Genomic DNA, 10,167 nt, shown 5'->3' on the forward strand with positions numbered 1-10,167 from the left:
TCACACCCAAGGGGCGTCACACCCAAGGGGCGTCACACCCAAGGGGCGTCACACCCAAGGGGCGTCACACCCAAGGGACGCCACACCCAAGGGACGTCACACCCAAGGGACGCCACACCCAAGGGACGTCACACCCAGGGGACGTCACACCCAGGGACGGCGGAGCCCGCGACCGTACGTACCGGCGCATGCGCGTCCGTACGGGTCGGGCGCCCCGTCCGCGATCGAGGGGGAGTACGAACATGACGGACCAGAGCAAGGTCGTCGCGATCACCGGAGCGAGCAGCGGGATCGGCGAGGCGACCGCCCGCAGGCTCGCTGCCGACGGGCACCGCGTGTTCCTCGGAGCGCGGCGCACCGAGCGGCTGGCCGCGCTGACCGAGGAGATCACCGCTGCCGGTGGCGGAGCCGCCCACCAGCGGTTGGACGTCACGGACGCCGCCGACGTCCGGTCCTTCGTGGCCGCCGCCCGCGCGCGGTACGGCCGGTTGGACGTGCTGGTGAACAACGCGGGGGTGATGCCGCTGTCGCCGCTCGATGCGCTGCTGACCCACGAGTGGGACCGGATGATCGACGTGAACCTGCGGGGCGTGCTGTACGGGATCGCCGCCGCCCTGCCCGTGATGCGCGCCCAGGGCGGCGGGCACGTGGTGAACGTCGCCTCCGTCGGCGCGTACGAGGTCTCGCCCACCGCGGCCGTCTACTGCGCCACCAAGTTCGCGGTACGGGCGGTCTCCGAGGGGCTGCGCCAGGAGTCCGCGGGCGACGTCCGGGTCACGCTCGTCTCGCCGGGCGTGACCGAGTCCGAACTCGCCGACAGCATCTCCCACCCGGTGGCCCGCAAGGCCATGGAGTCCTACCGGGCGGTGGCGCTGCCCGCCTCGCCCATCGCGGACGCCATCGCCTACGCGCTGTCCCAGCCCCCGGAGGTCGACGTCAACGAGATCGTGGTCCGGCCGGCCGCGAGTGCCCAGTGAGTGGGAGCAGGCGAGGGCGCGTGCCGTAGCGGGGTGCGCCGGCGCGTAGCAGTGAGGGGGAACGGCGACCGGCCCACCGGCTGCCGGGCGCACGGGCGGGGGAGGGCGGCGTGCGAGCCGGGCCGGGGGGCCGGGGGTTTGGCGGCCGGGTGGCCTAGTAAATGGCGTCGGCCACGTTGTCGTGCCAGTACGTGACGTGCGGGTCGTTGACGTAGGTCTTGCCGCCCGGGAGGTTCAGGGTGACGCCCGGGCCCTCGCTGCCCTGGTCGTTGGCGCTGTTGAAGTACACGCCGAGCTTGGAGGTGTAGTAGCCGTCAGTGCCGTCGTCGGCGGGGGAGGACGGCTGGGTGGAGGCGTACGCGGACTGGCCCGGCTTCAGGGTGACCACGGACTGCGGCTTCTCGCCCCACACCTGGGCCGGCGACTGGGCCTCGCCGTACTGGAGGAACACGTAGTTGTAGGCGTTGCAGCTCTTCTTGGACGTGTTCTTCGCGGTGATCAACAGGTGGTTGATCGGGCGCTGCAACTTCTCCACGGTGACCTTGGTGTTCGCCGCCGTGCAGGTGGGGGTCTTGGTGGCCGTGGCGCCGTGCGAGCCGGCGGCCGACGCCACGCCGGCGCCGAACGCGCTGGCGGTCACGACGGCCACGGCGGCGAGCGCGGCCCCGCGCAGGGTGCGGTGGGAAAGTGCGGAGATGTTCATGGTGTCTCCCCTGGGGTGTTTGGGGTGGTGATCCCGACATCACTGAGCTTCTCGGAAACGCCTAACACGCGGCTAACAGTTGCTTGGTGATTGGCCATCACTTGCGCGCGTAAGGGAGCGGTAAGGGTGGAGTGGGGGCTCCGCATGGGGTGGGGCGTCGGGAGGTTGCTGTGGGGTGTGGGGTGGGTGTGGGTGTGCAGGGGGTGAGCGTGGGTGTGGGTGTGCAGGGAGTGGGTGCGTGCGGCGGGTGGGTGCGGATGGGTGTGTGCGGGTGGGTGTTTCGGGGTGGTGAGTGGGGGCGTACGGCGGGTGGTTGGGCGGCGTGCGGGGGCGGTGGCGAGGGGCGGGGTGTGCCGGTGGGGGCGCGGGGTGGTGGTCGGGCTCGATTGTCAGAGGCTGCTGCCACACTTCGAGGCATGAGCGAAGGTGGATGTGGTTTCGCGTGGCTCCAGGACGACCTCGGCTCTTTCGGCTTCTGCCTGAGGGCGGTCAAGGGCGTGGGAGTGGAGGAGTTGGCGGCGATGCTCGGGGCCGACGCCGGCCTCGGCATCGTGGCCCCGGACGTGTTCAACGCGGCGGTGGGCGGCGCCGGTACGGTGCCCGACTGGGCGAGGCTGGGGGAGCACGGCGGGTGGGCGTACGCCTGGCTCGGGGGGAGTGACGGTTTCTACATGCGACAACCCGACCACGTGCAGCACCTGTGGGAGGGGCGGACCTGGCTGTCCGTCACGGACACCACGATGGACCCGCCGACCGTGGACACGGTCGTGGACGGCGCCCTGGACTGGAGTTACTTCGACGGCGAGGTGCACGAGATGGTCCGTGCGGACCATCCGCTGACCCAGCGCATGATCGCCGAGATCGGACTCGGAACCGCCGACCCGGACCCCGACTTCCCCGACGACCCGGACGAGTGGGGGTTGCACATACCGCCGATCCGGGAGGTGTACCGGCTGGTGGGCGAGTACTACGGGGTGGACCTGCCGCGCACCAGCACCGCCGGCGCGGACCTGGTCGGCGTCTTCACCTCGCCGCGGGTGTACGCCAGCGGGGAGCGGAACAGCAGGTACGACAACCTCCGGTTGCCGTAGCGCGGGAAGCTCCGCCCGCCGTGGCGCGACGGCCTCGGCCGGCTGCGGTGCGGGAAGCCCCGCCTGCCGTGGCACGACGGCCTCCCGTCTGCTGTGGCGCGGGAAGCCCCGGCCGGTGTTGCGCGGGGGCGCGCCCCGGGGCGGAGCGGGACCAGGGCCGGGGTGGTGACGGGGTCAGCGGTGGGTCTTCGGGTCCACCGTGCGGAGGTAGCGCGGGGCGCGCCAGGCGTCCAGGCGGTCTTCCACTGCGGCGCCGAGCTCAAGGAGCTTGCCGTCCTGGAAGTTACCGGCCGTCAGGAGTACGCCGACGGGCAGTTCGCCCACCGAGCCGGCCGGCACCGAGAGCGAGGGGTAGCCGGAGACCGCGGCCGGCGTGGAGGAGGGGACCACGTCGTTGTCGCCGCGGGCGCAGTCGATGGTCCAGGCCGGCGGGTTGGTCGGCGCGGCAATGGCGTCCAGTCGGTGCTTGGCCATGGTCTCGTCGATGGAGCGCCGCGAGAGGTCGTTGAGCTCCGCCCGCGCGGCCTTGTACGCCGGGTCGGAGGTGGGCGGCGCGGCGAGGGCCTGCTCGAAGAGCTCCTGGCCGGCGAAGCAGGTCTGCTCCTCCGGGTGGGTGCGGTTGAACTCGATGAGCTCGGCGAGGTTCTGCGGCCCCTTGCGGGTGGCCAGATAGGCGTCGATGTCCCGGTGGAACTCGCTGAGCAGCGCCGGGAACTCCAACTCGGCGAGCCGGTCCTGGTAGGGCAGTTCGACCTCGACCACCTCGGCTCCGGCGGCGCGCAGCTTCTGCGCCGTACGGGTCATGAGGGCGTCCACGTCGGCGCCGAGCACGGGCAGCCGCCACAGGCCGATCCGCTTGCCGTGCAGGTCGCCGGAGACCGGGCGGGTGGAGAGGCCGGCGCGGCGAGCAGCGTCCTTCTCGCTGAGCACGGCCAGGGTGAGGGCGGTGTCGATGACGTTGCGTGCCATCGGGCCCGCGGTGTCCTGCTCGACGGAGATCGGCACCACGCCGTCCCCGCTGACCAGGCCGAGGCTCGGCTTGTGGCCGACCACGCCGTTCATGCCGGCCGGGCAGACGATGGAGCCGTCGGTCTCGCTGCCGATCGTCACCTGCGACAGCGAGGCGGCGAGCGCGGCGCCCGAGCCGGCGGAGGAGCCGCAGGGGCTGCGGTCGAGCACATACGGGTTGTGGGTCTGGCCGCCGACCGCGGACCAGCCCGACGTGGGCGTCGCGGCGCGGAAGTTCGCCCATTCGGAGAGGTTGGTCTTGCCCAGGATCACCGCTCCGGCCTTGCGCAACCGGGTGACCAGGGCGGCGTCGACGGTCGGCGGCTCGGCCAGCGCCAGCGAACCGGCCGTCGATGCGAGCCCGCGGGTCTGCACGTTGTCCTTGATGAGGACGGGGATGCCGTCGAGCGGGCCCAGCGTCTTGCCCTTGCGGTGCCGGTAGTCGCTGGCGGCTGCCTGGCGGCGGGCCGTGGGGTCGGTGCGCAGCACCGAGTTGGTCTTGCGGTCGACGGTCTTGATCCGCCACAGATAGGCGTTGGTCAGGGCCGTCGAGGTCAGTGACCCCTTCTTCATACGGGCCTGGAGCTCGGGGATCGTCACCGTATCCAGATCCACCCCCAGCCGCTGCGGTGCATCTGCGGGTGGTGCTCCACCGGGTGATGTGGCTGCTTCCGCGCGCGGGCTCGGCGCCCCGGTCAGCAGGGACCCCGCCAGTACGGCGGTGATCAGCGTGGCAACGCTCCTCTTCCTCATGGGGGTTAGCGGACTACACCAGGCGCCCCGATGCAAGAGCACGACACGGCGTATGTGCCCCGGCGCGTATTCACCCGTACGCGCCGGTGTCGCAACGGCCCACTCGCCCGGGTGTGGGTGATTTGAGGGCGAGTCATGGGCTTGGGGCGGCTGTGGATGCTTGTGGGTGTGCCTGGGTGTGCCTGGGTGTGCCTGGGGGGTTGCGGGGGTTGCGGGGGTTGCAGGGTGTGGGTGACGGGCGGTGGGCGTGGGGTGTGGGTGTGCCTGGGGTGTGGCCAGGGTGTGTGTGGGTGCTTCGGGGTTGCCTTGGCGTGGGCCCGGGCGCGGTTCGGTGGTGGGCGCTCGCCCGTTCCGGGTGGCTCGGGCCGTGTCATGATGACGTTGTCGGCATGGTGGGGGAGCGATGGACCTGCTGCAACTGCGCTATTTCCGGGCCGTGGCTCGCTTCGAGCACATCAGCCGCGCCGCGGAGGAGCTCTGCGTCGCCCAGCCGTCGGTGAGCCGTACGATCGCGCGCCTTGAGGCCGAGTTGGGCACGGCGCTCTTCGACCGGCAGGGCCGGCGCATCCGGCTCAACCAGTACGGGGCGCTGTTCCTGCGCCATGTCGAACGGGCGTTGAGCGAGCTCGATGACGGGCGGCGGGCGGTGGCCGACGCCCGCGACCGGGGGCTTGGCCGGGTCAGCATCGCTGCCGAGACGCTGCTCACCGTCTCCCGGGTGCTCGGCGGCTTCCGCGCCGCCTACCCGGACGCCGCGATCCGGCTCCACCAGTCCAACGCGGCCGAGATGGAACGCCGGTTGCGCGTCGGCGACGTCGACTTCTGTGTCGCCTCGCAGCCGCTCTCGGGGGCCAGGCTCGGCCGCATCGAGCTCATGCAGGAGCAGGTGTTGCTGGTCGTGCCGCTCGGGCACCGCCTCGCCGGCCGGGAGAGTGTGACCGTTCCCGAGCTCGCTGACGAACCCTTCGTCGTCAACCGGCGGGGCAACTGGCAGCGCACCCTGCTCGACCGGCTCTTCGCCGTCGAAGGGCTGGCGCCGGTGGTCGCCTGCGAGGGTGACGAACTCGGCGCCAGCCACGAGCTGATAGCGGCGGGGCTCGGCATCGGTCTGCTGCCCGAGATGTCGCGCCAGGCGGTGCTGTTGACCCCGCTCGCCTGGATACGCGTCGACGCACCCGACTGCCACCGGGTGCTCACCCTGGTCTGGCACCGGGACGCCTATCTCTCGGAAGCGGCCCTGAAGTTCCGCGACTACATCACGGAACGGCCCTTCATGGCGCCGGGCCCGGCGCAGTCCGGGACCGAGGAGCCGTAGGTCGTAGCGGTGGGGCGGCCGGTGGGTGGCCGCTGGGGCGGCCTGCCGTCCGGGGGCTCCGCCGTGGAGGGGGGTTCCCTCGTACGGTGCTGGCGCATTGTTGCCCCACCTTCCATGTCGCCGTCACTCCGGAAAGTTGCCCCGGAGAGTCGTCCCGGAGAGCTGCCCCGAAGGGCCGCCCCGCCGAGCCCCCGCACAGGTGGAGCCGACCGAGGCGGCAAACCTCTTGCCTTACCACTACAGATGGAGCACTATGGGCGCAGTGGTCGCGGCGGGAACGCCCGGCGTGGCCCTCCGTAGCATCCTTGTCGTCCACAGAAGAAGAGGACCATCTTGCGCAAGCTCACCTACTTCGTCGCCTGCTCGATCGACGGGTTCATCGGCGACCCGAGTGGTGATGCCTCCTCCATGTTCGCGTTCCTGGACGAGCAGTTCTTCGGGCACCTCGCCGCCGAGTACCCGGAGACGCTGCCGACCGCGACGCGGGAGCACCTCGGTCTCACCGACCGGGAGCACCGCCGTTTCGACACGGTCATCCAGGGGCGGGGCAGCTACCAGGTGGCGTTGGACGCCAACGTCACCAGTCCGTACGGGCACCTGCGGGAGTACGTCGCCTCGCGGAGCATCGAAGCGTCCCCCGATCCGAACGTGACGCTCATCTCCGGCGACCTAGTTGCCGCGGTGCGTGAACTCAAGGCCGAAGAGAGCGAACTGGGGATCTACCTGTGCGGTGGATCGCAGCTCGCCGGCGCGTTGCTCGACGAGATCGACGAGCTGATCATCAAGACCTATCCGCAGGTGTACGGGGCGGGCATGCCGATGTTCGGGGCCGGGTTCAGCGTCACGGACTTCACCCTGGACGGCGTGCAGACCTTCGACAACGGCGTCCTCATCAGGACGTACCGCAGGAAGCGGTAGCGGGAAGCGGCACGCGGGCAGTTGATGGGCGTGCGCGGAGCTGGTGCGCGCGGGGCGGGCGTGCGCGGCGTGGGTACGGGCGTGACGCGGATACGCGCGCGGCACCGCGTGCGGACGGTCGCGGCGCCGGCCCGGCGGCCGGTCGGCGTCAGGCCGCGGGGGCCGGCTTGCGGAGCACCTCGGTGAGGGCGGCGACGCTGTGTTCGCCGTGGCCCGCGTCGACGGCCCGGCGCACCAGCTCGTGCAGCGGCGCCTGCCAGGACGTATCGACGTGGGCCTCGTCGGCCAGCTCCCCGTCGTGCGCCGCGCCCGCGTGGAAGAGGTTCACCGAGGAGGCTGCGTCCGTGTAGTCGCCGCTGTCGATCTCGCGGGCGTACTCGGGCAGCAGCGCCTTGATCATGTCCAGCCACTTGCCCGCGAACGGCACCATGCTGTCCACCGGCAGGCCGCGCGACTGGAGCGCCGCCGCGCCCTGGAAGAAGCCGACGAGCGCCGGCAGCAGCATGGCGCCCACCGCCATCTCGTACAGCGCCGCGAGGTCAACGGCCTCGCCGAGGTGCACCGTGTCGCCGCCCATGACCTGGAGCGTCTGCCGGTACTGGGCGAAAACTGCCCGGTCACCGCCGTAGTAGAGCAGGGTGTCCGGGGCTCCGACGGCCGCCGGTACGTTCTTGACCGCCCCGGCCAGGAACGCGGCGCCCTGCTCGGCGGCCCAAGTGGCCGTGGTGCGGGCGCCGGCGGGCGAGCCGCTGTTCAGGGTGACCAGGGTGCGCCCGGCCAGTTTGGCGCGGGCCGGCTCCAGGGCCTCGCGCGTGGCGTCGAAGGTGGTCAGGCACGTGATCACCAGCGGGCTCGCGGCAACGGCCGCCGTCACGTCGGGCGCCGCCACCGCGCCCCGCGCCAGCAGTGACGCGTCCTTGCCGGGCGTACGGTTCCACACCGTCGTGGGGTGGCCGGCGGCGAGGTACGCCGCGGCCAGCGCCCGCCCCATCGAACCCAGGCCGATGACCGTCACGGGCAGCAGGTCGTTCTCCGTACGCATGGTGTGCTCCACTTCAAGGGGAAGGTGCGGGAGGAAATCGGGGGCAGAGAGAAGAGGGGCCGGCATGGCCTGTCGTGGGCGGCCGGGCCGTTGGCGCTTCCGCTGCGGGGTGGCGCCCGACTCATACTGGGTGGGTCCGTGATTTCCTTCAAGTACCGACAATTTTGTGGGCACTTACCTTCTTGTTAGGGGGCAACCGTTGCCGAAGCGGACCTATGTGTGTGGCTTTGACGCCGCGATGGCCGTCATGGGTGGGAAATGGAAGGGGCTGACGCTCTTCGCGCTGGGAGAAGGGCCGCTGCGGTTCGGACAGTTGCGGCGTGCGGTGCCGGGAATCAGCGAGCGCATATTGACGCTGCAACTGCGGGAAATGGAAGCGAGCGGTCTGGTACACCGCAAAGTTCACGACCAGGTGCCGCCCAAGGTCGAGTATTCACTCACCGAATTCGGGCACTCCCTCAATGCGGCACTCGCCCCACTCGGCGCCTGGGGAGAAGAGCACATCGACCGCATCGAGGCACTTTCCTGAACCTTCCGAATTCCCTTCCTCGCATGGCTTTTGACGGGGCGACGTATTGGCTGGACTGCGGGGAAGCCGGAGGAGTCGGCGTACGACCCGCTAACGTATTCCCGCACCGCCATGCGTCCGCACCGCTGTGCTTCCGTACCGCGATGCTTCCGCAGCGACGTGTTGCCGCACCGCTGCGCTCCCGTACCGCCGTACTCCCACGCCGCCGTACTCCCGTGCCGTCGGGCCGTCCCACCGCCGACCCGCGCTCGGGTCGTACGCCGCGCCCCGTTGCGTGCTTCGACCGGGGCTGTCGGGCGGCCGGGGCGAAGGGGGCGGCCGGGGCGCATGGTGCGGGAGGCTGCCCGGGACGGGGCGCTCGGCGTGGCTAAACCCCTGGTGCACCCGGTTCACGGGATCTGGTGAGCCGCCCGGTGGGCGTTGTCCCCGGCTGCGGCCCGCGGTGACGCTGGGAAGAGCCGCACGGCACGCCCGGGCAGCACGAAGCCCGGGCCGGCGCGGCAGCCGAACGAGGGGGATGCCATGACGGTGTCGAAACCGGGCCGGTCGGACCGGCACCAGCCCACGACCTCCACACCCGTACGAACCTGGCCCCGCCAGGACCACCCGTCCGCACCCGGACCCGCAGCCCCACCCGCACTCGTTCCCGCGCTCGTTCCCGCATCCGGTTCCGTACCCGACGGTGGCGGAGCAGGTGGTGCGCCGGCCGTGCGCCCGTATCCGGACGGCTGGTTCGCGGTGGCGAGCAGCGCCGAGCTGCGGCCGGGGCGGGTGGTCAGCCGGCGGTTGGCCGGCGAGGACGTGGTGGTGTACCGCACGCGGCAGGGGCGGCTACGCGCGGTGCGTCCGTTCTGTCCGCACCTGGGCGCGCACCTGGGCCACGGCGGGCGGGTGGCCGGCGAGGCACTGGTCTGCCCCTTCCACCACTTCGCTTTCGCACCCGACGGTACGTGCGTACGCACCGGGTACGGGACGCCCCCACCCCGGGCGCGGCTGGGCGTACGGGAGTGTCGGGAGGTCGCTGGCCTGGTCTTTGTCTGGCGGCACGCCCGTAACGCGCCGCCGTCCTGGGAGATCGAGGCGCCGTCGGCGGACGGCTTCGGGCCGCCGGGGTGCACGGTGCGGACCCTGGTGGTGCACCCGCAGGACTTCATGGAGAACGTCATCGACGTGGGACACCTGGAGCCCGTGCACCAACTCGCCGTGGAGATGGTCGAGGCCCCGCGGTTCGACGGTCCGCGGATGACCACCACGTACCGGCTCGGGCGGGCGGCCGGCAAGAACAACGTGCTGTTCAACTCGGCCCCGGTCACCAGCGCCACCGTGCAGGGGCTCGGGATCTTCCTCACCGATGCGTTCATCGGGTCGCTCGGCATGCAGGTGCGGACGTGGTTCTGCGTGACGCCCGTCGGTCCGACCCGCGTTGACCTGCGGCTGGCCGTGAGCGTGGGGTTCCCGCGGCTGCGCCCCCGCGGGGCCGCCCGGGCGCTGGCCGCCGTGGCCCCGCGCCCGCTCGCCTACCTCAGCTCCTTCGAAACCGACCGGGACGTCCCCATCTGGGCGAACAGCACGTATCTCGACCATCCACGACTGGCCCAGGGCGACGGGCCCATCACGAAGTACCGCAGGTGGGCGCGGCAGTTCTACAGCGAAGGAGGCGGCGCAGAGGGGGAGGGGGAGGGGTAGAGATAGGGGCAGGGGTGGGGCGGGGCGCCCCGGGGGGGGGCCCCCCCCCCCAGGGCGCCCCCGCCCCCCCCCGCCCGCGGGCCCCGCCCCCCCCGCCCCCCCCCTCACCCCCCCCGGGCGCCCGCCCCCGAGAAGGCGGTGTGCC

General features: G+C 71.7%; 9 protein-coding genes. 6 read left to right on the forward strand and 3 right to left on the reverse strand.

Annotated elements, in window-relative coordinates; all coding sequences use genetic code 11:
- Positions 1–242 precede the first annotated feature (242 nt).
- Entirely contained in the window at positions 243–977 is a 735-nt protein-coding gene (locus tag AAHZ94_RS20115; RefSeq protein WP_349994360.1) for an SDR family oxidoreductase, read from the forward strand.
- Between the two features lie 154 nt (positions 978–1,131).
- Here the strand turns inward: AAHZ94_RS20115 and AAHZ94_RS20120 are convergent, their stop codons facing one another.
- Positions 1,132–1,680 (reverse strand): DUF4232 domain-containing protein, encoded by a 549-nt coding sequence (locus AAHZ94_RS20120; RefSeq protein ID WP_349994361.1) that lies wholly within the window; start codon positions 1,678–1,680, stop codon positions 1,132–1,134.
- 416 nt (positions 1,681–2,096) lie between these two features.
- On the opposite strand from AAHZ94_RS20120, the gene AAHZ94_RS20125 reads away from it, so the two are divergent.
- Positions 2,097–2,771 (forward strand): hypothetical protein, encoded by a 675-nt coding sequence (locus AAHZ94_RS20125; protein WP_349994362.1) that lies wholly within the window; start codon positions 2,097–2,099, stop codon positions 2,769–2,771.
- Positions 2,772–2,945: 174 nt separating this feature from the next.
- Here the strand turns inward: AAHZ94_RS20125 and AAHZ94_RS20130 are convergent, their stop codons facing one another.
- Positions 2,946–4,532 (reverse strand): amidase family protein, encoded by a 1,587-nt coding sequence (locus AAHZ94_RS20130; protein ID WP_349994363.1) that lies wholly within the window; start codon positions 4,530–4,532, stop codon positions 2,946–2,948.
- A gap of 403 nt (positions 4,533–4,935) precedes the next feature.
- Between AAHZ94_RS20130 and AAHZ94_RS20135 the strand changes: the two genes are divergently transcribed.
- Both AAHZ94_RS20135 and AAHZ94_RS20140 read left to right on the forward strand, forming a co-directional pair.
- Positions 4,936–5,847 carry a LysR family transcriptional regulator gene (locus AAHZ94_RS20135; RefSeq protein ID WP_349994364.1) on the forward strand — a complete coding sequence of 304 codons (912 nt, stop codon included), beginning with the start codon at positions 4,936–4,938 and terminating at the stop codon, positions 5,845–5,847.
- Between the two features lie 333 nt (positions 5,848–6,180).
- Positions 6,181–6,765 carry a dihydrofolate reductase family protein gene (locus tag AAHZ94_RS20140; protein WP_349994365.1) on the forward strand — a complete coding sequence of 195 codons (585 nt, stop codon included), beginning with the start codon at positions 6,181–6,183 and terminating at the stop codon, positions 6,763–6,765.
- 148 nt (positions 6,766–6,913) lie between these two features.
- Here AAHZ94_RS20140 and AAHZ94_RS20145 read toward each other — a convergent pair whose 3' ends face one another.
- Positions 6,914–7,807 carry an NAD(P)-dependent oxidoreductase gene (locus AAHZ94_RS20145; RefSeq protein WP_349994366.1) on the reverse strand — a complete coding sequence of 298 codons (894 nt, stop codon included), beginning with the start codon at positions 7,805–7,807 and terminating at the stop codon, positions 6,914–6,916.
- Between the two features lie 199 nt (positions 7,808–8,006).
- Between AAHZ94_RS20145 and AAHZ94_RS20150 the strand changes: the two genes are divergently transcribed.
- Positions 8,007–8,336 carry a winged helix-turn-helix transcriptional regulator gene (locus AAHZ94_RS20150; protein WP_349994367.1) on the forward strand — a complete coding sequence of 110 codons (330 nt, stop codon included), beginning with the start codon at positions 8,007–8,009 and terminating at the stop codon, positions 8,334–8,336.
- A 522-nt stretch (positions 8,337–8,858) separates the two neighbouring features.
- Positions 8,859–10,022 carry a Rieske 2Fe-2S domain-containing protein gene (locus AAHZ94_RS20155; RefSeq protein WP_349994368.1) on the forward strand — a complete coding sequence of 388 codons (1,164 nt, stop codon included), beginning with the start codon at positions 8,859–8,861 and terminating at the stop codon, positions 10,020–10,022.
- Positions 10,023–10,167 lie beyond the last annotated feature (145 nt).

The sequence above is a fragment of the Streptomyces sp. HSW2009 genome, from assembly GCF_040240285.1.
In the GTDB taxonomy this organism is placed as follows: Bacteria; Actinomycetota; Actinomycetes; order Streptomycetales; family Streptomycetaceae; genus Streptomyces.